Origin of the sequence: Roseateles sp., assembly GCF_965229315.1 — a bacterium.
Classification (GTDB): domain Bacteria; phylum Pseudomonadota; class Gammaproteobacteria; order Burkholderiales; family Burkholderiaceae_C; genus Pelomonas.
Map to the genome: position 1 here is coordinate 4,034,339 of NZ_CBDDJA010000002.1, position 24,395 is coordinate 4,058,733.

At 70.8% G+C, this 24,395-nt stretch carries 18 protein-coding genes; 13 read left to right on the plus strand and 5 right to left on the minus strand.

The features are described from left to right. Position 1 precedes the first annotated feature (1 nt). The 3 genes from ACO07H_RS23450 to ACO07H_RS23460 all read right to left on the minus strand — a co-directional run bounded on the left by ACO07H_RS23450 (position 2) and on the right by ACO07H_RS23460 (position 4,381). Positions 2–1,285 (minus strand): tryptophan--tRNA ligase, encoded by a 1,284-nt coding sequence (locus ACO07H_RS23450; RefSeq protein WP_422018566.1) that lies wholly within the window; start codon positions 1,283–1,285, stop codon positions 2–4. Between the two features lie 111 nt (positions 1,286–1,396). Then, the gene (locus ACO07H_RS23455) at positions 1,397–2,416 is read right to left on the minus strand and encodes a LacI family DNA-binding transcriptional regulator (RefSeq protein ID WP_422018567.1); all 1,020 of its coding nucleotides are present in this window, start codon (positions 2,414–2,416) and stop codon (positions 1,397–1,399) included. 30 nt (positions 2,417–2,446) lie between these two features. Further along, positions 2,447–4,381 (minus strand): glycoside hydrolase family 3 protein, encoded by a 1,935-nt coding sequence (locus ACO07H_RS23460; RefSeq protein WP_422018568.1) that lies wholly within the window; start codon positions 4,379–4,381, stop codon positions 2,447–2,449. A 202-nt stretch (positions 4,382–4,583) separates the two neighbouring features. Between ACO07H_RS23460 and ACO07H_RS23465 the strand changes: the two genes are divergently transcribed. The 8 genes from ACO07H_RS23465 (at position 4,584) to ACO07H_RS23500 (ending at position 17,482) form a co-directional block, all read left to right on the plus strand. Continuing rightward, complete coding sequence (locus ACO07H_RS23465; protein WP_422018569.1) at positions 4,584–7,355, plus strand: TonB-dependent receptor; 2,772 nt, start codon at positions 4,584–4,586, stop codon at positions 7,353–7,355. Between the two features lie 61 nt (positions 7,356–7,416). Then, on the plus strand, positions 7,417–8,769 hold the full coding sequence (locus ACO07H_RS23470) for a GH1 family beta-glucosidase (RefSeq protein ID WP_422018570.1): 1,353 nt from the start codon (positions 7,417–7,419) through the stop codon (positions 8,767–8,769). Positions 8,770–8,807: 38 nt separating this feature from the next. Next, complete coding sequence (locus ACO07H_RS23475) at positions 8,808–10,046, plus strand: ABC transporter substrate-binding protein (RefSeq protein WP_422018571.1); 1,239 nt, start codon at positions 8,808–8,810, stop codon at positions 10,044–10,046. Between the two features lies 1 nt (position 10,047). Next, positions 10,048–10,926 carry a carbohydrate ABC transporter permease gene (locus tag ACO07H_RS23480; RefSeq protein WP_422018572.1) on the plus strand — a complete coding sequence of 293 codons (879 nt, stop codon included), beginning with the start codon at positions 10,048–10,050 and terminating at the stop codon, positions 10,924–10,926. Continuing rightward, on the plus strand, positions 10,923–11,783 hold the full coding sequence (locus ACO07H_RS23485) for a carbohydrate ABC transporter permease (protein ID WP_422018573.1): 861 nt from the start codon (positions 10,923–10,925) through the stop codon (positions 11,781–11,783). The genes ACO07H_RS23480 and ACO07H_RS23485 overlap by 4 nt, the downstream gene beginning before the upstream one ends. 22 nt (positions 11,784–11,805) lie before the next feature. Further along, positions 11,806–13,197 carry a glycoside hydrolase family 30 protein gene (locus ACO07H_RS23490; RefSeq protein ID WP_422018574.1) on the plus strand — a complete coding sequence of 464 codons (1,392 nt, stop codon included), beginning with the start codon at positions 11,806–11,808 and terminating at the stop codon, positions 13,195–13,197. Next, positions 13,197–15,158 carry a sialate O-acetylesterase gene (locus ACO07H_RS23495; RefSeq protein WP_422018679.1) on the plus strand — a complete coding sequence of 654 codons (1,962 nt, stop codon included), beginning with the start codon at positions 13,197–13,199 and terminating at the stop codon, positions 15,156–15,158. Before ACO07H_RS23490 ends, ACO07H_RS23495 begins: the two co-directional genes overlap by 1 nt. A gap of 56 nt (positions 15,159–15,214) precedes the next feature. Beyond that, on the plus strand, positions 15,215–17,482 hold the full coding sequence (locus ACO07H_RS23500) for a putative bifunctional diguanylate cyclase/phosphodiesterase (RefSeq protein ID WP_422018575.1): 2,268 nt from the start codon (positions 15,215–15,217) through the stop codon (positions 17,480–17,482). Between the two features lie 10 nt (positions 17,483–17,492). Here ACO07H_RS23500 and asd read toward each other — a convergent pair whose 3' ends face one another. Next, a complete protein-coding gene (gene asd / locus ACO07H_RS23505) occupies positions 17,493–18,329 on the minus strand; it encodes an archaetidylserine decarboxylase (RefSeq protein ID WP_422018576.1) in 837 nt (278 codons plus the stop codon). A 94-nt stretch (positions 18,330–18,423) separates the two neighbouring features. Here asd and ACO07H_RS23510 point away from each other — a divergent pair, with 94 nt between their 5' ends. The 5 genes from ACO07H_RS23510 to ACO07H_RS23530 all read left to right on the plus strand — a co-directional run bounded on the left by ACO07H_RS23510 (position 18,424) and on the right by ACO07H_RS23530 (position 23,673). Beyond that, entirely contained in the window at positions 18,424–19,218 is a 795-nt protein-coding gene (locus ACO07H_RS23510; RefSeq protein WP_422018577.1) for a rhodanese-related sulfurtransferase, read from the plus strand. A 107-nt stretch (positions 19,219–19,325) separates the two neighbouring features. After that, positions 19,326–20,627, plus strand: coding sequence for a UDP-N-acetylglucosamine 1-carboxyvinyltransferase (locus tag ACO07H_RS23515; RefSeq protein WP_422018578.1), 1,302 nt, complete (start codon positions 19,326–19,328; stop codon positions 20,625–20,627). Positions 20,628–20,629: 2 nt separating this feature from the next. Next, positions 20,630–21,532 carry a TIGR02285 family protein gene (locus ACO07H_RS23520; protein ID WP_422018579.1) on the plus strand — a complete coding sequence of 301 codons (903 nt, stop codon included), beginning with the start codon at positions 20,630–20,632 and terminating at the stop codon, positions 21,530–21,532. 126 nt (positions 21,533–21,658) lie between these two features. Then, a complete protein-coding gene (locus ACO07H_RS23525) occupies positions 21,659–22,567 on the plus strand; it encodes a pseudouridine synthase (protein ID WP_422018580.1) in 909 nt (302 codons plus the stop codon). Continuing rightward, positions 22,564–23,673 carry a DUF484 family protein gene (locus tag ACO07H_RS23530; RefSeq protein ID WP_422018581.1) on the plus strand — a complete coding sequence of 370 codons (1,110 nt, stop codon included), beginning with the start codon at positions 22,564–22,566 and terminating at the stop codon, positions 23,671–23,673. The genes ACO07H_RS23525 and ACO07H_RS23530 overlap by 4 nt, the downstream gene beginning before the upstream one ends. Here ACO07H_RS23530 and ACO07H_RS23535 read toward each other — a convergent pair. Then, positions 23,645–24,319, minus strand: a complete 675-nt coding sequence (locus ACO07H_RS23535; RefSeq protein ID WP_422018582.1) for a hypothetical protein — start codon at positions 24,317–24,319, stop codon at positions 23,645–23,647. The two genes, ACO07H_RS23530 and ACO07H_RS23535, sit on opposite strands and share 29 nt — an antisense overlap. Positions 24,320–24,395: the final 76 nt, after the last annotated feature.

A 24,395-nucleotide genomic window follows, 5' to 3' on the forward strand; every position in this document is an offset into this window, starting at 1 on the left:
CTCAGGCGTCCTGGAAGGCGGCCAGTGCGGCAGCGATGTCGGCGTCACTGCCTTCGCGCAGCACCGGCGCTTCTGCCACCAGGCCGTCCTTCTTCAGGCGGGCCACCCACTGGCCGGCGTCGCGGCCCTGCTCGAAGGCCTCGCTCTGCAGCAGCAGCTCGCCGGCGGCGGACAGCAGCTTGAAGTAGAACTTGCCGTCGGCCTCGCGGTACTGCTTGAACACCGGCAGCGCGGCCTTGTCCGCCTTGGCCACGGCCGTCGTCGCGCCGTCCGTGTAGGGGCGCAGGCCCACGGCGGCACGCAGCGTCTTCAGGAACGGCACAGCGATGGCGCGTGCGCGGGCCGCGCCGGCCTGCAGGATGGCTTCGAGCTCCGCGGGGTTGGCCATCAGCGCCTCGTAGCGCGCGCGCATCGGGCCGATCTGGCCCTCGATGAGCGCCACGAGCTGCTGCTTGGCCTCGCCCCAGCCCAGGCCGGCGCGCAGCGCCGCGCGGAAGGCGGCGCGCTGCTCGGGCGACGCGAAGGCGTCGTAGAGGGTGACCAGCGCCTGGCCATCCGGGTCCTTGGCCTCACCAGGCAGCTTGCTGTCGGTGACGATGCGCGCCACCGCGTCCTTCAGCGCCGCGCTTCCGCCTTCGAAGAGCGGGATGACGTTGTCATAGCTTTTGCTCATCTTGCGGCCGTCCAGCCCGGGCAGCAGGTCCATCTCCGCGTCCACCTGCGCCTCGGGCAGCACGAAGAAGGCCTGCCCCTGGCCGAACAGGTGGTTGAAGCGCTGCGCGATGTCGCGCGTCATCTCGATGTGCTGCACCTGGTCCTTGCCGACCGGCACGCGGTGGGCGTTGAACATCAGGATGTCGGCCGCCATCAGCACCGGGTAGCTGAACAGGCCCATCGTCACGTGGGCGTCCGGCTCCTCACCGGCGGCCGTGGCCGCATCCACCGCGGCCTTGTAGGCGTGGGCGCGGTTCATCTGGCCCTTGGCGGTGACGCAGGTCAGCAGCCAGGTCAGCTCGGGGATCTCGGGGATGTCGCTCTGGCGGTAGAGGACGACGCGGGCCGGGTCCAGGCCGGCGGCCAGCCAGGTGGCGGCGATGGCCCGGCTGGAGCGGGCGATGCGGTCCGGCTCGTCGCACTTGATCAGCGCGTGGAAGTCGGCCATGAAATAGAAGCTCTCCACACCGGGCGCGCGGCTGGCCTCGATGGCCGGGCGGATCGCGCCGACGTAGTTGCCGAGGTGCAGGGTGCCGGTGGTGGTGATGCCGGTCAGGACGCGTTGGGACATGTCGGGGGCGCTGAGCGTGCGGGGATTCAGGAGTGGGTCGAAATTAAAACAGCCCGGATTGTGGCCTCACGGGTTGCGAGCCATACCCATCCGGCGCTTCCTTGAGTTGTTTTACTTGCGCCTGCGGGCCGGCGCCGCGACGGAGGCCCGCCAACTGACGGCGATGTCGAACTGCCGTGCCACCGGCAGCGCCAGTTCGTAGCAGCGGTTCAGCAGCCAGTGCAGCCCGGCCAGCGCGACGTCGTGGCTGGGGATGTGCACGGAGGTCAGCCGCGGCGCGGCGAACTCGGCGCTGGGCGAATCGTCGTAGCCCAGCACCGACACCTCGTGCGGCACCGACACGCCGCGCTCCTGGAAGTGCGACAGCAGCCCGATGGCCATCTCGTCGTTGGCGCAGAACACGGCCGTCGGCAGGCGCTTGCCCGCCAGCAGCACCTCGGCCGCGTCCCAGCCGGCCTGGTTGGAGAAGTCGCCCGGCACGGTCTGCACCTTGGACACGTCCAGCCCGCGCAGCGCCAGCTCGCCCATGAAGCCGGCCAGCCGCGCGACGTTGTCGGGCGACGACGTGGGGCCGGACACGACGGCGATGTCCTTGTGCTTGTGCTGCAGCAGCGCGCGCGCCGCCTGCACGCCGCCCTGCACGTGGTCGGCCGTGAAGCACTGGTCCTTGATGCGGTCGAAGTGGCGGTTCAGCACGACGACCTGGCGCTGCGCGGCGCCCAGCGCCTTGATGTCCTCGTCCTGGATGGCGTTGGACAGCACGATGAGGCCGTCGCAGTCGCGCTCCAGCAGGAAGCGCATGCCGTCGTTGGTCTCGATGCGCTCGTCCTCGATGCCCTCGCCGAACGCCACCACCATGTGCAGGCCCTGGCTGCGCAGCACCAGGTCGATGACGCGCAGGATGGGCGTGTAGTACGTGCCGCGCAGGAAGGGGATGTAGACGCCGATCAGCTTGGAGCTGCCGTTGCCCAGCGAGCGGGCCGCGTGCGAGGGGCGGAACTTCAGCTGCGCGATGACCTTGCGCACGCGCTCCGCCGTGTCCGGCGCGACGGAACCGTTGCCGCTGATGACGCGCGACGCGGTGCCCACGCCCACCCCGGCCAGCCTCGCCACGTCCTTGATCGTTGCCATGCGCCCTCTGCTTTGCTGGGGCGGATTGAATCACAGGGGACAGATGGGCTTGGGGTCGGCGGGCTCGGGCAGCGGCTTCGCGGTCGCCCGGGTTTCCTTGCCGCTCAGGCCGCCGCCGACGGGCCACCACGGCTTGGCTTCATGGCTGCTGAACTGGCAGGGGCCGGCGGGCCAGGGGAACGACAGTCGGCCGGTGAAGCCGGGCCAGGTCTTGCCAGCGGCCGGCGCGACCAGCACGTCGGCCAGGCCCTGGCCCTCGGTGCCCGGCTGCCACGCGGCGATGAACGCGTCGCTCTGGTTGGCCAGGTCGTTGACGTACAGCGGCCGGCCCGAGTACAGCAGCGTGACAACCGGCGCGCCGCGGCTGGCCACGCGCTGCAGCACGGCCGCGTCCTGCGGGTGGCGGGCGCTGTGGCGCAGCGTCTCGGTGACGCGGATGTCGCCCTCGCCCTCCGCGTACGGCGTCTCGGCCAGCACGGCGATGACGGCGTCGAAGCGCGACGGGTCGGCCTGGCTGCCGTCGGCGTCGAACATGACCTGCGCATCGCCCAGCCGCTGGCGCAGCGCGGCCAGCAGCGACGTGCCCTGCGGGTAGTCTGCGTTGCTCGTGTCGCGCCCCTGCCAGGTCACGCTCCAGCCGCCGCTCTGGTGCGCCAGGCTGTCGGCCGCGGCCCCCACGACCAGCACGCGCGCCGTAGGCTTTAGCGGCAGCAGGCCGGGCCGGTGTTTGAGCAGCACCAGCGACTCGCGCACCGCGCGCCGGCCCAGCTCGCGGGCCTGCAGCGCGTCCATCGTGGCCGGCACGGCCGGTGTCATGGCGAGGCTGAACTTGACGCGCAGGATGCGGCGCACCGCGTCGTCGATGCGCGCCATCGGAATACGGCCCTGCTCGACGTCGCGCAGCGTGTTGGCGTAGAACGCTTTCCACTTGAACGGCACCATGACGACGTCGATGCCGGCGTTGATGGCCGCCGGGCAATGCTCGTCGGTGCAGCCCGGCACCTGGCCCACGCCGTCCCAGTCGCTGACGACGAGGCCGTCGAACGCCAGGCGCTCTTTCAGCACGCCGGTCAGCAGCGTGGCGTTGCCATGCATCTTGCCGTGCTCGACGTGGCTGGCCGTGTCGGTCCAGCTGCTGAACGAGGCCATCACCGTCAGCACGCCGGCATCCAGCGCGCCGAGATAGCCGGCACCGTGCACGTTCGCAAGCTCGGCGGGCGTCGTCTGCGCCAGGCCCTGGTCGATGCCGCGGCGCGTGCCGCCGTCGGCGATGTAGTGCTTGGCCGTGGCCAGCACGCCGCGGCCGTCCTTCAGGCCCTCCTGCAGGCCTTCGACGGCCGCTTGGCCCAGTTGGCGAACGAGCGCCGGGTCGGCGCCAAAGCTCTCGTAGGTGCGCCCCCAGCGCACGTCCTGCACCACGGCCAGCGTGGGCGCGAACGCCCAGTGCAGGCCGGAGGCGCGCACGGCGCGTGCGGTGGCGCGGCCGATGTCGCGCACCAGGGCGGCGTCGCGCGTCGCGCCCAGCGCGATGTTGTGCGGGAACAGCGTCGCGCCGCGCACGTTGTTGTGGCCGTGCACGGCGTCGGTGCCCCAGAGCAGCGGAATGCCCGGCGTGGCCTGCAGCGCGGCGGCCTGGAACTGTTCGGACAGCGCGCGCCACTGCGCCGGCGTCGCCGCGCGGTCGTCGCCGGGCCAGCCGCCGCCGCCGTTGAGCACCGTGCCGATGCCGTACTCGCGCACCTCGTCCGCTGTGATGGCGCGGATCTCGGGCTGCGTCATCTGGCCGATCTTCTGGCGCAGCGTCAGCGTCTTCAGCGCCGCGTCCACCCTGGCTTCAAGCGCCGCGTCGCGTTGGGGTTGGCGCGCAGGCCAGGCCTGCACGATGGAACCGGTTTCAGTCGCGCCGGCGGTGGCCGCGCACACGAGCGCCAGCGCGGCGGCGAGGCAAGAGGTCTTGGTGGGCATCGTCATCGTTCCTTCAGGGGCGCGACGGTATGCGGTGACACAAAAAAACGTCAACCCCCGGGCGGACGAGATTGACAAGCCCAAGTGCGCCGAATTAGATTTGCGCCGCGTTTGGAACCGGTTCCATTTTGGCGGAAGAACCCGACAGGGTCGCTGCCCGGCACCCCCAGATCAGCGAACAAGACAGAACCAGGAGACAAAAATGATTCGCCAACCCTTGCGCGCCGAGGGGCGCGTTCCCACAGCCTGCTCTGCGGGGCGTGGCCTGCGTCTGAGCCCGGTCGCCGCCGTCTGCGCGGGCCTGCTGGGCGCGCCTTTGCTGGCGTTTGCACAGGCGGCACCGGCGCCGGCCGCGGCGGCATCGCAGCCCGCCGCACAGAAGCTCGACACCGTGCAGGTCACGGGCTTCCGTGCCAGCCTGGAATCGTCGATCAGCACCAAGCGCAATGCCGACGCCATCGTCGAGTCCGTCTCGGCGGAAGACATCGGCAAGCTGCCGGACGTGTCCATCGCCGATGCGATCTCGCGCCTGCCGGGCCTCACCGCGCAGCGCGTGGCGGGCCGCTCCTCGGTCATCAGCATCCGCGGCATGGCGCCGCGCTTCGGCGTCACACTGCTGAACGGCCGCGAGATCGTCTCCACCGGCGACAACCGCTCGGTGGAGTACGACCAGTTCCCGTCCGAACTCATCAACGCGGCCACCGTCTACAAGACGCCCGACGCGGGCCTGTCGGCGCAGGGCCTGTCGGGCACGATCAACATGAAGACGCTGCGGCCGCTGGACTTCGCGGCACCGCAGGCCGTCGTCAGCGCGCGTGTGGAGCGCAATTCCAACGGCTCGCTGAATCCGGAAATCTCGGCCACCGGCAACCGGCTCAGCGCGTCGTGGGTGACGCAGTCGGCCGACCGCACCTGGGGCGCGGCCATCGGCTTCGCGCACCTGGACTCGCCCAACCAGGAGAAGCATTACAAGAGCTGGTGGTGGGCCAACACCAACGACTGGGGCTCACCGCTGCCGGGCGTGCCGACGGATTCGGTGGCGCTGCAGGGGTTCGAGCTGGGCGCCGCGTCGTCGCGCCAGAAGCGCGACGGCCTGATGGGCGTGCTGGAGTACAAGCCCAATGCCGACTTCCACAGCACGCTGGACCTGTACTACTCCAAGTTCGACCAGACCGAGGCGCGCCGCACGGTGATGTCGGACATGTCGGTCTGGTCCGGTGCGAGCTGGAGCAATGCGCAGACGAGCGTCGTCAACGGCGACAAGATCGTCACGAGCGGCAACGTCAACAACCTGACGCCGGTGGCGCTGACGACGCTCAACAAGCGCCAGGACAACATCCGCGCCATCGGCTGGAACAACGAGCTGAAGCTGGCGGACTGGAAGCTGGTGGGCGACCTGAGCTGGTCCAAGGCCAAGCGCGACGAGCAGAACGCCGAAGTGCAGGCCGGCTCGCTGAGCCGCGTGTCGATGAACAACGCCACCATCGTCACGGGGGACGGCCGCTCCACGTTCTCGCCCAGCTTCGACTTCGCCAACCCGCAGACGGTCTACCTGACCGACCCGGCCAACTGGGGCCGCGACGGCCGCAGCCAGTTCCCCAAGGTGCGCGACCAGATCAAGGCGCTGAAGCTCTCCGCCGGCCGCACGTTCGACAGCTGGATGAACAGCGTCGAGGCCGGCGTGGACTACTCCGAGCGCGACAAGGACATGAACCGCACCGAGGTCTACTACAACCTAAAGAACAGCCGCGCGCCGGTGCTGATCCCGTCGGACCTGCTGCGCACGCCCACCGACCTGACCTTCGCGGGCAGCAACATCCGCATGGTCAATTTCGACGTGCCCAGCGTGCTGAAGCTCTACGACAGCGTGCCGGCCGCCACCAACGAGGCGCCGGGCCGCATCTGGGCCGTGCACGAGAAGGTCACGGCGCTGTACGGCAAGCTGGGCCTGGAGTTCGACTGGGGCGTGCCGGTGCACGGCACGCTGGGCCTGCGCGTCGTGCACGCCAAGCAGTGGAGCAACGGCCTGCTGTGGAACGACAAGACGCAGGCCACCGACCCCACGTCCGGCGGCACCCGCTACACCGACACGCTGCCCAGCCTCAACCTCGCCGCCGACCTGACGGCCAACACCATCCTGCGCTTCGGCCTGGCCAAGGTGCTGGCGCGGCCCAACATGGAAGACATGCGCGCCGGCTTCTCGGGCATCAGCGTCAGCGGCACCGACCGCACCTGGTCGGCCAGCGGCGGCAACGCCAGGCTGGAGCCCTGGCGCGCCGACGCGGTGGACCTGTCGCTGGAGCACTACTTCAGCAAACGCAGCTACGTGGCGGCGGCGGCCTTCCACAAGAACATCAAGAACTTCGTCTACTCGCAGTCCATCCCGTTCGACTTCACCGGCTTCCCCAACCCGACGACCTACACGCCCATCAGCAACATCGGCCTGCTGAGCACCAAGGCCAACGGCCAGGGCGGCATGGTGGCGGGCACGGAGCTGAGCGGTTCCATCGACGGCTCGCTGTTCATGCCGGCGCTGGACGGCATCGGTGTGAGCCTGAGCTACGCCAACACGCGCAGCTCGCTGCACGAGGACAACAACATCAACAACCCGCTGGACGGCCTGTCGGGCATCGCCACCAACTTCACCGTCTACTACGAGCGCGACGGCATCTCGGCACGCATCGGCAGCCGCCACCGCTCGGCCTTCGTGACAACGGTGCGCGGCACCTTCGGCGAGAACGTGCCCAGCATGATCTCGGCCGAGACCATCCTCGACGCGCAGCTGGGCTACGCGTTCGAGAGCGGCACGCTGAAGGGGCTGTCGCTGACACTGCAGGTCAATAACCTGCGCGACCGGCCGTACCGCACGCGCGTCGGCATCTCCACCGGCGCCAAGGACCCGAACTCCACGCTGCCCGAGCGCTACACCTCCTACGGGCGCCAGTTCCTGCTGGGCGGCAGCTACAAGTTCTGATCGTTTCTTTCCGTTCCCGAAACCGCGCCGGCTGCCATGCCGGCGCCCCCACATCCGCAGCATGAGCGCCCACACCGCCCCGAAACGCCAAGACTTCCCCGCCGACTTCCGCTGGGGCGTGTCCACCTCCTCCTTCCAGATCGAAGGCGCCGCCCGCGAGGCCGGCAAGGGCGAGTCCATCTGGGACCGCTTCTGCAGCGAACCCGGCCGCATCCGCGACGGTTCCAACGGCGACGTGGCCTGCGACCACTACCACCGGTTCCCGCAGGACCTGGACCTGGCGAAGTCGCTGGGCGTCAACGCCTACCGCTTCTCCATCGCCTGGCCGCGCATCCTGCCGAACGGGCGTGGTGCGGTGAACGACGCCGGCCTGGCCTTCTACGACCGGCTGGTGGACGCCATGCTGGCGCGCGGCCTGGACCCCTGGGCGACGCTCTACCACTGGGACCTGCCGCAGCCGCTGCAGGACCAGGGCGGCTGGACATCGCGTGACACGGTGAGCGCCTTCCTCGAATACGCCGACGTCGTCACGCGCCGCCTGGGCGACCGCGTCAAGCACTGGATCACGCACAACGAGCCGTGGTGTTCGTGCATGATGGGTTATTGGGAAGGCGTGCATGCGCCGGGCGGCAGGAATCTCGCCGACGCGATGCAGGCCTGCCACCACGTGCTGCTGTCGCATGGCCAGGCCGTGCCGCTGATCCGCACCAACTCGGCGGGTGCGAAGGTCGGCATCACGCTGAGCCTGCACCCCATCTCTGCCGCCTCCGACAGCGCGCAAGACCTCGCCGCCGCGCGCCGCCACGACGGCCTGCGCAACCGCTGGTTCCTCGACCCGCTGTTCGGCCGCGGTTACCCCGAGGACACGCTGGCCCTGCTGGGCGACGCGGCGCCGACGGTGCAGCCGGGTGACCTGAACGACATCGCCGCGCCGACCGACTTCCTCGGCGTCAACTACTACTTCCCCGAGATGGTGGCCGACGACCCCGCCGGCAGCCACGGCCCGATGCGCGCGAAGCTCGTCGAGCGCCATGGCGTGGAGCGCACCGGCTTCGGCTGGGAGGTGTCGCCGCAAGGCCTGGTGGACCTGCTGACCCGTGTGCAGCGCGACTACAGCCCGGCGGTCATCCAGCTGACCGAGAACGGCTCCACGTTCGAGGACGTGCTGACGCCAGACGGCCACGTGCACGACGCCGAGCGCCTGTCCTACCTGCAGCGCCACCTGAGCGCGTTGCGCCGGGCGATGGACGCCGGCGTGCCCGTGAAAGGCTATTTCGCGTGGAGCCTGCTGGACAACTTCGAGTGGGCCGAGGGCTACCTGCGCCGCTTCGGCATCGCCTATGTGGACTACGCCACCCAGCGCCGCATCCTGAAGGACAGCGGCATCTGGTACGGGCAGTTCCTGCGCGACTGAGACACACTGCATCTGACCTATAAAAACGGAGACAAGCCTTGACGTTCGCCCGCCTCGCCCTGGCCGCCGCGCTGACTGCCGCTGCGTGCCCTGCCTTCTCCCAGGCGCCTCAGCCCTTGAGGGCCGAAGTCATCCACTGGTGGACCTCGGGCGGCGAATCCGCCGCGGCCAAGACGCTGGCCGACGCCTACAAGGCGCAAGGCGGCGTGTGGGTGGACACCGCCATCGCGCTGGGCGAGCAGGCCCGCTCGGTCGCCATCAACCGCATCGCCGGTGGCAACCCGCCGACCGCGGCGCAGTTCAACACCACGCAGCAGTTCCGCGACATCGTCGACCAGGGCCTGCTGAACAACGTCGACGCGGTGGCGCAGCGCGACGGCTGGGACAAGTTCCTGCCCGAGGCGGTGCTGCAGGCCATCCGCGTCAAGGGCCATTACTACGCGGCGCCGGTCAACATCCACAACATGACCTGGTTCTGGTACTCCAAGGCCGCGTTCAAGAAGGCCGGCATTGCCGAGGAGCCCAAGACCTTCGACGAGCTGTTCGCCGCGCTGGACAAGCTCAAGGCCGCGGGCCTCGTGCCGCTGGCCCACGGCGGCCAGCCCTGGCAGGACGGCATCGTCTTCACCGCCACGCTGGCTCACTACGGTGGCCGCGACCTGTACCTGAAGGTGTTCCGCGACCGTGACACCAAGGCCATCATGGGCGAGGACTTCAAGAAGGTCTTGCTGGCCTTCAAGAAGCTGCAGGGCTACACCGACAAGGGCTCGCCGGGCCGCAACTGGAACGACGCGACGGCCCTGCTCATCAGCGGCCGTGGCGGCGTGCAGATCATGGGCGACTGGGCCAAGGGCGAGTTCACGCAGGCGAAGCAGGAGGCCGGCAAGGACTACGGCTGCAGCCCCGGCTTCGGCCCGCACGCGCCCTACATCGTGCAGGGCGACGTGATGGTGTTCCCCAAGACCGACAAGCCCGACCAGATCAAGGCGCAGCAATTGCTCGCCAGCGTCATCACGCAGCCGGCCACGCAGGTCGCCTTCAGCATGAAGAAGGGCTCCATCCCCATCCGCACCGACGTGGACGCCAGCAAGATGGACTACTGCGCGCAACTGGGCCTCACCGCAATGAAGGACAAGTCGCGCCAGCTCGCCAACGGCGAGATCTACATCACGCCCGACCAGAACGGCGCGCTGCAGGACGTGCTGACCGGCTACTGGAACCGCAACATCCCGGTTGAAAAGGTCCAGAAGGACATCGTCAACGCACTGAAGTCCTGACATGCGCCGCCGTTCCCTCGCGCCCTGGGGGGCGTTGCTGCCCCTGGCGCTGATCGTCCTGGTCGGCTACGTCGGCACGGTGCTGTGGACGCTGCGCATCTCGATGTCCAGCTCGCGCACCTTCCCGAACAGCGACTTCGTCGGCCTGCAGCAGTTCGAACGGCTGCTGGACAACGAGCGCTGGCAGCTCGCCGTCCACAACCTCGCCGTCTACGGCGTGCTGTACATCGCCGCGGCCATGCTGATCGGCTTCCTGCTGGCCGTCTTCATCGACCAGAAGGTGCGCGGCGAGGGCGCGTTGCGCACGGCCTTCCTCTACCCGTACGCGATGTCCTTCGTCGCGACGGGCCTGGTCTGGCAATGGGTGCTCAACCCCGACAGCGGCCTGCAGCACGCGGTGCAGCAACTGGGTTGGCAGGACTTCAGCTTCGACTGGATCGTGGACCAGGACAGGGTGATCTACACGGTCGTCATCGCCGGCACCTGGCAGGGGGCAGGGCTCGTCATGGCGCTGATGCTGGCCGGCCTGCGTGGCATCGACGAGGAGATCTGGAAGGCCGCGCGGCTGGACGGCGTGCCGACGTGGCGCGTCTACGTGTCCATCGTGCTGCCGATGATGGGACCGACGCTGGCGACCGTCTTCACGCTGCTGGCGGTCAGCGTCGTCAAGGTGTTCGACACGGTGGTGGCGATGACGCAGGGCGGCCCCGGCACGGCGAGCGACGTGCCGGCCAAGTTCATCATGGACCACCTGTTCGGCCGCGCCAATCTGGCGCTGGCGTCGGCCGGTGCGGTCATGCTGCTGATCACGGTGCTGGCCCTCGTCGCGCCGCTCGCGTATGCCCGCAGCCGCCGCCGCGCGCTGGGAGGCCACGCATGAGCCGGCTCACCCCGTCGCGCTGGGCGCGCGTGGGCGTCTACGCCTTCCTGTTGTTTGCGGCCGCATTCTTCCTGCTGCCGCTGTACGTGATGCTGACGACCTCGTTCAAGAGCATGGAGGAGATCCGTCTTGGCCAGATCTTCGCGCTGCCTTCGGCAGTCACGCTCGGCGCCTGGCGCGGCGCCTGGAGCGAGGCCTGCACGGGTGTCAGCTGCGAGGGCATCCGTGGCGGCTTCTGGAACTCGGTCGCGATCACGGTGCCGTCGGTCGTGCTGCCGCTGCTGCTGGGCGCGCTGAACGGCTATGCGCTGAGCTGGTGGAAGCCGCGCGGCGGCGAGTGGCTGTTCGGCCTGCTGATGCTGGGCGCCTTCATCCCCATCCAGGTCATGATCTACCCGCTGGTCAAGCTGGAGGCGGCGCTGGGCCTGTACAGCAGCCTGGCCGGCATCGTCGTCGTGCACATCGTGTTTGCGATGCCCATCATGACGCTGCTGTTCCGCAACTACTACGCCAGCCTGCCGCCCGAGCTGTTCAAGGCCGCGCGCGTGGACGGCGGCGGCTTCTGGCACATCTTCGGCCGGCTCGCGCTGCCCATGTCGGGCCCCATGCTCATCGTCGCGGCCATCATGCAGATCACCGGCGTGTGGAACGACTACATCCTGGGCCTGACCTTCGCCGGCCGCGACAACCTGCCGATGACGGTGCAGCTCAACAACGTCATCAACACGACCACCGGCGAGCGGCTCTACAACCTGAACATGGCCGCCACCATCCTGACGTCGGCCGTGCCGCTGCTCGTCTACCTGATCTCCGGCCGCTGGTTCGTGCGCGGCATCGCGGCCGGCGCCGTGAAGTGATCCGTCTTCCCTCGCACCACCCATGAAGCTCCTGCTCGCTACCCTGACGGCCGCACTGACCGGCCTGGCCCACGGCGCCCCCGTGCAGGCCTTCCTGACGACGGCCGACCAGCAGCGGCTGCTGGCGCCCAGTGCCGTCACGACACCCGCGAAGGCGGACGCCGTCATCCGCGTCGATCCCAAACGCCAGTACCAGCGCATGGCCGGCTTCGGCGCCGCCATCACCGAGGGCTCCGCCTGGCTGATGCGCCACGGCATGAGCGAGGCGCAGCGCGACGCGCTGATGCGCGAGCTGTTCACGCGCGACGGGAACGATGGCAAGGGCCTGGGCTTCGACCTGACGCGCCTGACCATCGGCGCGTCGGACTTCTCGCGCCGCCACTACAGCCTGGACGACATGCCGCCGGGCCAGACCGACCCCGACCTGAAAAACTTCTCGCTGGCGCCCGAGCGCGACGACGTGATCCCGGCCGTGAAGCAGGCGCTGGCGCTGAACCCGAAGCTGCAGGTCATGGCCTCACCGTGGAGCGCGCCCGGTTGGATGAAGACGACCGACAGCCTCGTGCAGGGCCAGCTCAAGCCCGAGTTCTATGGCGCCTTCGCGCAGTACATGGTGCGCTACGTGGAGGCCATGAAGGCCGAAGGCGTGCCCATCTTCGCGCTGACGCTGCAGAACGAGCCGCACTTCGAGCCACCCGACTACCCCGGCATGCGCATGCCGCCGGCCACGCGCGCGGCCGTCGTCGGCCAGCACCTCGGGCCGCTGCTCAGGGCCAAGGGCATGGCCACGCAGATCCTGGAGTGGGACCACAACTGGGACGAGCCCTGGAGCCCCATGGCCATGCTGTCGGACGCCACCGCCCGCAAGTACGTGTCGGGCGTGGCCTGGCATTGCTATGCGGGCGACGTGGCCGCGCAGTCGCAGGTGGCGCAGCACTTCCCCGAGCTGGACGTCTGGTTCACCGAATGCTCCGGCGGCGAATGGAAGCCGCAGTGGGCCGAGACGCTGCCGTGGATCACGCGCCACCTCGTCATCGGCAGCACCCGCCACGGCGCGCGCGGCGTGCTGATGTGGAACCTGGCGCTGGACCCGGTCTACGGGCCGCACCTGGGGGGCTGCAAGGACTGCCGCGGCGTCGTCACCATCGACCCCAGGGACGGCAGCGTCACGCGCAACATCGAGTACTACGCCTTCGGCCACGCCAGCCGCTTCGTGCAGCAGGGCGCGCGGCGCATCGACTCCCACGGCGGCCTCAAGGGCCTGGACCACGTGGCCTTCACCAACCCCGATGGCAGCACCGTGCTGATCGTCTGCAACTCCGCCGCCGAGGCGCGCCGCTTCACGGTGCAGGCACCGGGCCGGCGCTTCGCCTACGCGCTGCCGGCCAGCGGCGTCGTCACGCTGGTGTGGTGATGCGGGCCCTGGGGCTGGCGGCGCTGCTGGCCGCGTCGACCGCCGCGCACGCGCTGGAACTGGCCGGTGTGTTCGCCGACCACATGGTGCTGCAGCGAGATGCGCCGCTGCGCGTCTGGGGGCGGGCCGAGCCGGGCCAGCGCGTGCGCGTGCAGCTGGCCGGCCAAGAGGGCGAGGCGCAGTCCGGCGCCGATGGCCGCTGGCAGGCCACGTTGAAAGCCCTGCCCGCCGGCGGGCCGCACCGGCTGCAGGTCGGCGCCGGCGCGCAGCAGCGCGTGGTATCCGACGTGCTGATCGGCGACGTGTGGATCGCCGCCGGCCAGTCCAACATGGAATGGCTGCTGGCCGACTCGAACGACGGTGCCACCGAGATCGCCGCGGCCGGCCGCCATCCGCTGATCCGCCACGCCAAGATGCCGCACCGCGCCAGCCTGGCGCCGCAGCGCGACGCGCCGCCGCTGCGCTGGGACGTCGCCTCGCCCGCCACGGCCGGGCAGTTCAGCGCCGTGGCCTGGCACTTCGCGCGGCGCGTGCAGGCAGAAACCGGCGTGGCGGTCGGGCTGCTCAACCTGAGCTGGGGCGGCACCCACGTCGAGACCTGGACCAGCCCGCGCGCCGCGGCCACCGACCCCGACCTCGCCGCCACCGTGCGCGCGATGCCGACCGACAACGCCACGTTCGTGCAGCGCCGCCGCGACGCCGTGATGGCGCGCGTGCGCGGCTGGCAGGGCGCGCTGCCGCTGTCGGAGGGCGCCGTGCCGCCCTGGGCCGACCCGGCGCTGGACGACACGGCCTGGCCCACGCTGAATGCACCGCAGGTCTGGGAGACGCAGGGCCTGCCGGGCCTGGACGGGCAGGTCTGGCTGCGTCGCCACGTCGCGCTGACGGCGGCGCAGGCCTCGGGTGCGGCCACGCTGCGCCTGGGGCTGGTGGACGACTGCGACGAGACCTTCGTCAACGGCCAGCGCGTCGGCAAGACCTGCGGCTGGGACGCGCCGCGAGCCTACGCCGTGCCCACGGGCCTGCTGCACGAGGGCGACAACGTCATCGCCGTGCGCGTGACGGACACCGGTGGCGATGGCGGCATGCACGGCCCGGCGGCTGGCCTGCGGCTGGAGACGGCCGCAGGCAGCCAGCCGCTCGCTGGTCGCTGGCAGGCGCGCGTGGAGGCGTTGCAGCCGGTCGTCGAACCCGGCCCCAACGACCTGCCCAGCCTGCTGTTCAACGGCATGGTCCGGCCGTTCACGCCGTTCGCGGTGCGCGGTGTCATCTGGTATCAGGGCGAGACGAACGCCCCGCGCGCGGCGCGTTATGCGCAGGCCTTCCCGCGCCTCATCGGCGACTGGCGCGCGCACTGGCACGACCAGGGGCAGCCCGGGCTGCTGCCGTTCTACTTCGTGCAGATCTCGTCCTTCGGCCCGCGCACGCCGCTGCCCGAGGGCAGCGCGTTCGCCGAGCTGCGCGAGTCGCAACGCGCGGCGCTGAAGCTGCCCGGCACCGGCATGGCCGTCAGCATCGACGTGGGTGATGCCCACGACATCCACCCGCGCGACAAGCGCACCGTGGGCGAGCGCCTGGCCCGCATCGCGCTGGCGCAGAGCTATGGCCGCACGCTGCCGTTCAAGGGCCCGACGCTGCGCGGCAGCCGCGTGCACGACGAGGTCGTCGAACTGCGCTTCGCCGACGTGGCCGGCGGCCTGGCCACACGTGACGGCGGCCCGCTGCTGGGTTTCGAGATCGCCGGCGCGGACCGGCGCTTCGTGCCGGCGCAAGCCGAGATCGTCGGCCGCGACCGTGTGCGCGTGCGCAGCCCCCAGGTCGCCCGGCCGGCCGCCGTGCGCTACGCGTGGGCCGACACGCCGCTGGCGGCCAACCTCGTGGACGGCGCCGGCCTGCCCGCGTCGCCCTGGCGCAGCGACCGCTGGCCGCTGGTCACGCGTGACATTCGTCCGGAGTTCTGACGACGCCGAGCGCGCAGCGGTGGATGCCGCGAGTCTTCCCTCGCTAGGATGGGTCGATGACCGGCATCCTCCTGATCAGCAGCAGCCTGATCACCTTGCTGGGGCTGGCGCTGCTGGTGCTGGCCCGGTTGGAGCCCGGTCATCCGCACATCCGCGACTGGGGCTGGAGCCATGTGCTGCTGGCCGCCGGCCTCACGCTGGGCGTGGCGCTGGTGCCGCCTGACCACGAAACGCTGCGCTACAAGCTGCAGGCCACCGGGGCGACGGCCTGCATCATCGCGTCGCTGGCCCTGCAACTGGCCGGTGCCGCGCATTACAGCGGCCGTGCCTGGCGCTGGCGGCGCGGTGCGCCGGTGTTCGCCGCGCTGCTCGGCGTCGTCCTCGCGCTGGCGCTGGTGCAGCAGCATTTCGCCGTCGTCGCGGCGGCGCTGATCCTGGCGGGCGGCACCTGGCTCGCGGCGGCCTGGCTGTGGCGCGGCGGCGAGCGCGGCGAACGCATCGTAGCCGCCTGCTTCATGGCCTCGGGCCTGGTGCACCTGAGCGGCCCGCTGCTGGACCCCATGGCCCGCTCCATGGTCACGCACATCCTCGGCACCTTCGTGCAGGCGGTGCTCGCGATGGCATTGATCCTGCTGTCGGTGCGCCGCGCCCACCAGGAAAAGGAGCGCTCCAACACGCGGCTGCGGCAGCTCTACGAGCGCTCCATGCAAGGCCTGGCCGTGCTGCGCGACGGCCGTGCCGTCTACGCCAACCCGGCCGCGCTGGCGATGTTCGGCTTCGACCAGGTGGGCGGCGAGCTGGACGTCTACCGCGTGATCGCCCCGGCCGACGTCGAGGCGGCTCGGGCGCGCTACCAGCGCCTGATGCAGGACCGCGTCGGCCACATCGCCTGGGAGGGCGAGCGCTACCGGCGCGACGGCAGCGCCATCTACGTGCGCGGCAGCTCCAGCTACATCGAGTGGGAGGGCGGTCCGGCGTTGCTGGTGCTGATGCTGGACGACACCGAGCGCCAGCGCGCCACCGAGGCGCTGCGCCGCCAGGCCCTGCACGACGAGCTGACCGACCTGCCCAACCGCCACGCGGCACTGGCCCGCCTGGCCGAGATGACCGTGCCGGGCGCAGGCGGCTTTGCGCTGCTGTCGGCCGACCTGGACCGCTTCCAGCTCGTCAACGAAAGCCTGGGCCACGACACCGGCGACGCGCTGCTGCGTGCCATTGCCGACCGGCTGCGACGCGCGCTGCCGCCCGAGGCCCTACTGGCCCGCCTCGGCGAAGACCAGTTCCTGCTGCTGCAGCCCGGCGTGGAAGACGACGCGGCCGCGCTGCTCGCCGGCCAGCAACTGCTGGCGTTGCTGAACGCGCCCTTCGTCGTGGGCCACCGGGCCTTGTACGTGCACATGTCTGTCGGCATCGCGCGCTTCCCCGCGCAGGGGCTCGATGGCGCCGCGCTGCTGCGCGCGGCCGACGTGGCCATGCACCAGGCCAAGCAGCAGGCCGGCGCCGCGGTCGTGGCCTACCGGGCCGGCATGGCGTCCGGTGCGGGGGACCTGCTGGAGATCGAGCAGGCGCTGGCCGCGGCCATCGAGCGCGAGGAGTTCCTGCTGGAGTACCAGCCCAAGTACGCCTGCGGCAGCCGCGCGCTGGCGGGCTTCGAGGCGCTGGTGCGCTGGCAGCGCCCGGGGCGTGGCCGTGTCAGCCCGGCGGAGTTCATCCCCGCCGCCGAGCGCACCGGGCAGATCGTGGCGCTGGGCGCGCTGATCCTGCGCCAGGCCGCCCGGCAGCTGCGCGACTGGCAGCAGCAGGGCCTGGCCGTGCTGCCGGTCGCCGTCAACGTGTCGCCGCTGCAGTTCGAGGACGCCGGCTTCGCCGACGCGCTGCTGGCCCTGGTGCGCGCCCATGGCGTGGACCCCAAGCTCGTGGAGGTCGAGATCACCGAGACGGCCGCCATGACGCACATGGACCGCGTGCTGCCCCAGCTCGCGCGTCTGCGCGAGGCCGGCGTGGGCGTCGCGTTCGACGACTTCGGCACCGGCCAGAGCTCGCTCACGCTGCTGCGCCGCCTGCCCATCACCACGCTCAAGCTGGACCGCAGCATGATCGAACCGCTGCCGGAGCCGTCGGCCGGCGCGGTCGTCCGCGCGGCCTGCGTGCTGGCGCAGGCGCTGGGGCTGGCCGTGGTGGCCGAAGGCGTCGAGACCGACCTGCAGGCCGAGGCCGCCGAACGCCTGGGCTGCACGCACCTGCAGGGCTTCCTGCTGTCGCGGCCGCTCGGCGCCGACCCGGCCGGCGCGCTGCTGGCCGCAGCCGCGCGCGCCATCGCCTGAGTCCGCAGCCTCAGGCGGCCATCAATTCGCCCATCCGCACCGCGCCGCCCGGCTGCCAGGCCGGGTTGAACTGCAGCGCGCCGGGGCGGAACAGCATGACCACCGTGGAGCCCAGCAGGAAGCGGCCCATCTCGTCGCCCTGCACCAGTTGCACCTGGCCCGGCGCATAGCGCCATTCGTGCACGTCGCCCTCGCGCTGGATGCGCCCCTGCCAGACCGTCGCCATGCTGCCGACGATGGTGGCACCCACCAGCACCAGCACCCAGCTGCCGAGCGTGTCGTGCTCGAACACGCACACCAGCCGCTCGTTGCGCGCGAACAGGCCCGGCACGCCGCGCGCCGTCGTCGGGTTCACCGAGAACAGCTCGCCCGGCACGTGGATCATGCGCGTCAGCCGGCCATCGGCCGGCATGTGGATGCGGTGGTAGTCCCTGGGGCTCAAGTACAGGTTGGCGAACAGGCCGTCCTGGAACTGCGCGGCCAACTGCGCGTCGCCGCCGACCAGCGCCGTCGTCGTGAACGCCTGGCCCTTGGCCTGGAAGACCTGGTCGCCCTGGATGTGCCCGACCTGGCTGATCGCGCCGTCCACCGGGCAGACCAGCGGCGCGCTCGCCAGGGGCCGCGCACCGGGCTTCAAGGCGCGCGTGAAGAAGTCGTTGAACGTCGCGTAGGCCGTGATGTCCGGCTCGGCCGCCTCGGCCATGTTGACGCCGTAGTGAGCGACGAAGCGGCGGATGGTGGCGGTCGTCAAGCCGCCCATCGGCTTGGATGCGTAACGCCCGGCCAGCCGGGTCAGCGCCAGCTTGGGCATCAGGTACTGCGGCAGGACGGCGAAGCGGTCGGACATGGCGAGGGGCAAAAAGGGGTCGCGGATTCTAGGAGCGCCCCTGATCGGTGCGCCCTAGGGTGAGCGCGAGGGTGGGCAGCGACAATCCGGGTCGATGTCCTGGGTCCACAGCTCCTTCTACCGCTTCACGCCGATCAGCGATCCCGTCGCGCTGGCCGCCTGGCTGCGCGAGGCCGCCGCGGGCTTGGGCGGCACCGTCGTCGTGGCCGGGGAAGGCGTGAGTGGCGCCGTGGCCGGCCCGGATGACCGGCTGGCGGCCTTCGAGGCCGCACTGCTGGGGCAACCGGGCCTGGCGGGACTGCGCTTCAAGCACAACGACTGCGCCCGCCCGCCGTTCAGCCGGCTCAAGGTGTCGGTCAAGCCGGAGATCGTCGCGTTCGGCATTCCCGGCGTCAGCGGCCGCGAAGGCACCGACACCCACGTCAGCCCGCAGCGCTTTCGCGAGCTGCTGGACGACCCCGACACGGTGGTGCTGGACAACCGCAACACGTTCGAGTTCCAGCTCGGGCGCTTTCGCGGTGCCGTGGACCCGGGCGTGGCGCATTTCCGCGACTTTCCGGCCTATGTCCAGGCGCACCGCGAGGCCTGGCAGGGCAAAACGGTCGCCATGTACTGCACCGGCGGCATCCGCTGCGAGAAGACGGCGGCCTGGATGCAGCAGCAGGGCCTGCACGTCGCGCAGCTCGACGGCGGCATCCTGGGCTTCTTCGAGGCCTTCCCGGACGCCGCGCGGGACTGGCAGGGCGAGTGCTACGTGTTCGACAAGCGCATCGCCATCGACACCGCCGGCCACGAAACCGGCACGACCGCCGAAGCCGTGTTCACCGACCCGGCCGACGCCTGGCGGCTGGCGCGCGCGAAGCGGCTGGACCCCGCTGCGGAGGATTGATTCCCCGGGCGCGGAGCAAAGCTTCCGCGCCGCGCCCCTGGTGCCGCACCGCAAACGCCGACAATCCCTCCCGCGCGCCGCTTGCGCGCACTGCCATCAGCTATCCGATGTCCCACCTGATCGTCCACGGCGGCACGCCCCTGAGCGGCCGCATCGTTCCCTCGGCCAACAAGAACGCCGTCCTGCCCATCCTGTGCGCCACGCTGCTGACCCGGCAGCCCGTGCGCCTGCGCGGCGTGCCCGAGATCACCGACGTGAAGAAGATCGTCGAGGTGTTCCGCAAACTCGGCTCGCAGGTCGAGCTGGACTTCAAGACCGGCATCCTGGACGTGCACCACGCGCACACGCACTTCGACCCGGCCACCGACCGACTGCCCGAGGAGATGCGCTCCTCCATCATGCTGGTGCCGGGCCTGATGGCGCGCTTCGGCGCGGCGCGCATCGAGGACGACGTCAAGGGCTGCACGCTGGGCGCGCGCGAGATCGACCCGCACGTGGAGGTGTTCCAGCGCTTCGGCGCCGACGTGGAGCGCCTGCCCGACGGCCTGGTGCTGCGCGTGCACCGGCCGCTGACGGCCAACGCCCACTGGACGGACTACGCCTCCGTCACGACCACCGAGAACTTCGTGCTGTGCGCCGCGCTGGCCGACGGCGTCTCCACGCTGACCAACGCCGCCAGCGAGCCGCACGTGCAGGAGTTCTGCAACTTCATGTCCATGCTGGGCGCGAAGATCGAAGGCCACGGCACGTCCAAGCTGAAGATCACGGGCGTGGATGAACTGGGCGGCGCGGACTACACCTTCACCGAGGACTTCCACGAGATCGTCACCTTCCTGGCGCTGGGCGCCATCACCGGCGGCGACGTGCGCGTGAAGAACAGCGCGCCGGAGATGTTCCCGCTGCTGGACCGCACCTTTGGCAAGTTCGGCGTGCAGATCCTGCACGAGGACGGCTGGAGCCGCTGCGTGACCAGCGGCCCGCTGAAGGTCAAGGAGCCCTTCACGCGCAACATCCTGCAGAAGGTGGAAGCGGCGCCCTGGCCCTATGTGCCGGTGGACCTGCTGCCCATCTTCGTCGCGCTCGGCGTGAAGGCCGAAGGCAGCGTGATGTTCTGGAACAAGGTCTACGACGGCGCGATGGGCTGGACCAGCGAGCTGGCCAAGTTCGGCGCGCATGCCTTCCTGAGCGACCCGCACCGCATGATCACCTTCGGCGGCAAGCCGCTCTCCCCGGCCGAGGTCGAGAGCCCGTACATCATCCGCGTCGCCATCGCGCTGCTGATGGTGGCGGCCAGCGTGCCGGGCAAGAGCCTCATCAAGAACGCGACGCCCATCCGCCGCGCCCACCCCAACTTCGTCGAGCACATCGGCGAGCTGGGCGCGCGCATGGAATGGGTGGACGGCGACTGACCATGCGCCGGCTCCTGGCGCTGACCGCCCTGCTGGCGGCGGCGTCCGTGCACGCCGCGCCACCCGCGGACACCATCCGCTGGGTGGCGCAGGACATGCCGCCGCATTTCAGCTTCGTGCAGGGGCACCCGCCGCGCAGCATCGGCGAACTGGGCCGGGGCGAGCTGGACGGCTTCCTGCGCGTGCTGCTGGCCCGCATGCCCGAGGTCCGGCACGAGTTCGTCGAGGCCAGCACGGCCCGCTACGAGGCGCTGAGCCGCAGCGGCGAGACGCTGTGCTCGGCGCTGCACGTGCGCACGCCGGCGCGCCTGGAGTGGCTGTACTTCTCGCACCTGTACCCGCCGCTGGCCTCGCGCGAGATCCACGTCATCGTCAGGCGCAGCGTGCTGGACCAGCTGACGCGGGAGACGCCGCAGGACGGCCGCATCGTGCTCGCCGACCTGCTCAAGCGCCCCGACCTGCGCCTGCTGATCGCGCGCGACCGCGCATTTGGCCCACAGATCGACGCGCTGTTGTCCACGCAGGAGGTGCCGCGGCTGGCCGTGGGCGCCAAGCCGAGCACGCAGTTGCTGAACATGCTGCGCGCGGGCCGCATGGACTACACGCTGGAGTACCCGACCGTCGCCAAGGATTACCTGCGGCGCGTCGGCGACCCCGGTGCGCTCTTCGCACTGCCGGTGGCCGAGGGCGTGAGCACGCTGCTGGCGACGGTGTCGTGCAGCCGCACGCCCGAGGGGCGCCGCCACATCGAGGCCATCGACGCTGCAGTACGCGCGCTGGCACGCGAGCCCAACCGCGACGCCTGGATGCGCGAGTGGCGCGGCAGCGCGCTCGACCCGGCGGACGTGAAGCGCCTGAACGCCTACATGGACGAGCGGGCCCGCGGCGGCGCGCGCATCGAGTGACCACCCAGACGCGCCCCCAGCCGGCCATGACCCGCACACCGGCTCGCCTGCGCCCACCGCGGCACCGCGCCCTGCCGGCGGCCCGCCACCCCCGCCCGTCGGGCGCGCTGCGGCGCCGGCGCTAGGGTGGCCCGCCCCGCCAAGCCGACCCTGCCGCTGCGCCACGGCGTCGGCGCCAGCGCGGTGTTCTGCCCGCCCGGCCCGTGGGCCACGCTCACCGCCTTCCTCGGCGAGCGCCTGCCGCGTGTGGGCGACTGGCCGGCGCGGGTCGCGCGCGGCGACGTGGTCGACGACGACGGACGGCCCGTGGCCGATGCGCCCTACCGCGGCAACTGCCGCGTCTATTACTGGCGCCACCTGGACGTCGAGCCCGAGATCGCGTTCACCGAGCGCATCCTGTTCCAGGACGAGCACCTGCTGGTGGCCGACAAGCCGCACTTCCTGCCCGTCACGCCCAGCGGCCTGTACGCGCGCCAGACGCTGATGGCGCGGCTGCGCCATGCGACGGGCCTGGCCGACCTCAACCCCGTGCACCGGCTGGACCGCGAGACGGCCGGCCTCGTCGTCTTCAACGTCCGGCGCGACGAACGCGGGGCGTATCACAACCTGTTCCGTGACCGCGTTGTCGACAAGGTCTACGACGCCATCGCGCCGCTGGGTGCCGGGCCTTGGCCGCGCGTCGTGCGGCACCGGCTGCAGGAGCCCGACACCGAGGCCTTCATGCAGATGCAGGTCGTGGATGGCGAGCCGAACGCGCAGACCTGGATCGATCTCGTCCAGACGCTGCCCGGCGGGCTGGCGCGCTACGAGTTGCGGCCGAAGACCGGCCTGCGCCACCAGCTGCGCGCGCAGATGAACGCGCTGGGCCTGCCGCTGGTGGGCGACCGCATCTACCCGGTGCTGCAGCCGCACGAGAACCCACCGCGCTTCGACGCGCCGCTGCAGCTCGTGGCCCGCGCGATCGCCTTCACGGACCCTGTGACGGGCGAGCGACGGCATTTCGAACGCGGCACCACGACAATCGAGCCGCCATGACCACCGCCGACCATCCCCAAGCCCAGGTGCACGAGCTGCGCCGCCAGTTGCAGTCGCTGCTGGATGCCGCGCATGCGAACGAGCGCAAGCTCGACCGCTTCGATGCACTGGAGCGCCGCCTCATCGCGGTGAGCTCGATGGAGGAGCTGGTCAACCTGCTGCTGGTGGAATGCCGCGACGACTTCGCGCTGGACGCCGCCGAGCTGTGGCTGCTGGACCCCGAGGAGGAGCTGCGCCGCGCGCTGCCGTCGCTGCCCATGGTCCGGTCGCCCAAGCTGCTGGACAACCACGCGCCGCTGAAGGACCTCTTCGGCGCCGCGCGTGTCACCCGCCTCATCGGCCCCGGGCCCGAGGAGCACCTGCTCGCCCAGGCCTTCGGCGAGCAGGCCGGCGTGCGCTCCGCCGCCATGCTGCCGCTGATCCGCCAGGGCCTGCTGATCGGCAGCCTGCACTTCGGCTCGCGCGACCCCGAGCGCTACGACGCGGCCTCGGGCACCAAGTTCCTGGACCGCCTGGCGGCCATCGCCGCCATCGCCATCGAGAGCATGCTCAACCGCGAGCGGCTGCGCCGCGCCGGCATGACCGACGGCCTGACGGGCGTGCACAACCGCCGCTACTTCGACCACCGCAGCCTCATCGAATTCAGCCAGGCCGTGCGCCACTGCTACCCGCTGGCCTGCCTGTTCCTGGACATCGACCACTTCAAGGCCGTCAACGACCGCCACGGCCACCCGGCTGGCGACGAGGTGCTGCGCCAGGTGGGCGGCCTCATACAGCGCTCGCTGCGCACCGGCGACCTGGCCGCGCGCTACGGTGGCGAGGAGTTCGTCGTGCTGCTGCCGCGCACCGACCTGCCCGGCGCACGCGAGGTGGCCGAGCGCATCCGCCTCATGGTGCAGGACGCGCCGTTCGTGACGCCCGAGGGCGGCACCATCGCGGCGACGCTGTCGGTGGGGCTGGCGATGCTGCCCGCCGCCGCGACCAGCTTTGCCGAGCTGCTGTCGAGCGCCGACCGCGCGCTCTACGAGGCCAAAGGCGCCGGGCGCAACCGCACCGTCGCGGCCGGCGGCGAGGGCGTCAGCGCAGCCACTGCAGCTGCATCGTGAACATCTCGCCGCGCCTGCCGTAGACCTTGCCGAACAGGTAGCCCGCGTTCAGTGTCACCGTGTCGGGCCCGGCATCCCACAGCGTGGCCAGCAGCGCCGGCCCGGCGCGGTGGGACTGGCGCTGGCGCGGCGCCCAGTCGTTCCACCGCCCCACCTCGCTGAAACCCTGCAGGCCCACGCGCCAGCCCGGCACCACGCGGTAGACGCCGCGCCATTGCAGCTTCAGGCGCGTGTCGCGCTTGGCGCTGTCGTACTCCCAGAACGCGTTGGCGTTCAGCTTCAGGCGGCCGAGGTCGGTCTGCCACACCGGGCCCAGCTCCAGCGCGTGGCTGCCGTCCTCGTGGTTGTGGACCAGCTGCACGTGGAGAGCGAGGTCGTACGGCTTCTCGCCCTGGGTCAGCAGGACCTCGTTGATCCAGTTCCAGGTCGACAGCGTGGCGCCACGCAGGCTTTCGCCCTCCCAGCTCGCCAGCAGCCGTGTCGTCCAGCGCGTGTTGATGCCGTAACTCAGCCCCAGCTCGGGCCACAGCACCGCGTTCTCGCCCGACGCTTTCGTCGTCCAGTAGCGCAGCTCGGCACCGACGCGGCCGGCCTGGTCGTAGGGCGCCACGACGTAGTAGCCCGGGTCGGCCACGGCCGGGGCCATCAAAAGCGCAAGCCACAGCCCACATCCCATTCGCATCAGCGCACTCTAGGGGCCGGGGTCACCTGGATCCGGCCAT

Bases quoted from the DNA above. Each gene is read 5' to 3' on its own strand.
- ACO07H_RS23490 (WP_422018574.1), top strand. From the start codon at position 11,806: ATGAAGCTCCTGCTCGCTACCCTGACGGCCGCACTGACCGGCCTGGCC.
- ACO07H_RS23480 (WP_422018572.1), top strand. From the start codon at position 10,048: ATGCGCCGCCGTTCCCTCGCGCCCTGGGGGGCGTTGCTGCCCCTGGCG.
- ACO07H_RS23465 (WP_422018569.1), top strand. From the start codon at position 4,584: ATGATTCGCCAACCCTTGCGCGCCGAGGGGCGCGTTCCCACAGCCTGC.
- ACO07H_RS23450 (WP_422018566.1), bottom strand. From the start codon at position 1,285: ATGTCCCAACGCGTCCTGACCGGCATCACCACCACCGGCACCCTGCAC.
- ACO07H_RS23500 (WP_422018575.1), top strand. From the start codon at position 15,215: ATGACCGGCATCCTCCTGATCAGCAGCAGCCTGATCACCTTGCTGGGG.
- ACO07H_RS23485 (WP_422018573.1), top strand. From the start codon at position 10,923: ATGAGCCGGCTCACCCCGTCGCGCTGGGCGCGCGTGGGCGTCTACGCC.
- ACO07H_RS23515 (WP_422018578.1), top strand. From the start codon at position 19,326: ATGTCCCACCTGATCGTCCACGGCGGCACGCCCCTGAGCGGCCGCATC.
- ACO07H_RS23455 (WP_422018567.1), bottom strand. From the start codon at position 2,416: ATGGCAACGATCAAGGACGTGGCGAGGCTGGCCGGGGTGGGCGTGGGC.
- ACO07H_RS23460 (WP_422018568.1), bottom strand. From the start codon at position 4,381: ATGCCCACCAAGACCTCTTGCCTCGCCGCCGCGCTGGCGCTCGTGTGC.
- asd (WP_422018576.1), bottom strand. From the start codon at position 18,329: ATGTCCGACCGCTTCGCCGTCCTGCCGCAGTACCTGATGCCCAAGCTG.
- ACO07H_RS23510 (WP_422018577.1), top strand. From the start codon at position 18,424: ATGTCCTGGGTCCACAGCTCCTTCTACCGCTTCACGCCGATCAGCGAT.
- ACO07H_RS23495 (WP_422018679.1), top strand. From the start codon at position 13,197: ATGCGGGCCCTGGGGCTGGCGGCGCTGCTGGCCGCGTCGACCGCCGCG.
- ACO07H_RS23530 (WP_422018581.1), top strand. From the start codon at position 22,564: ATGACCACCGCCGACCATCCCCAAGCCCAGGTGCACGAGCTGCGCCGC.
- ACO07H_RS23520 (WP_422018579.1), top strand. From the start codon at position 20,630: ATGCGCCGGCTCCTGGCGCTGACCGCCCTGCTGGCGGCGGCGTCCGTG.
- ACO07H_RS23535 (WP_422018582.1), bottom strand. From the start codon at position 24,319: ATGGCCCCGGCCGTGGCCGACCCGGGCTACTACGTCGTGGCGCCCTAC.
- ACO07H_RS23470 (WP_422018570.1), top strand. From the start codon at position 7,417: ATGAGCGCCCACACCGCCCCGAAACGCCAAGACTTCCCCGCCGACTTC.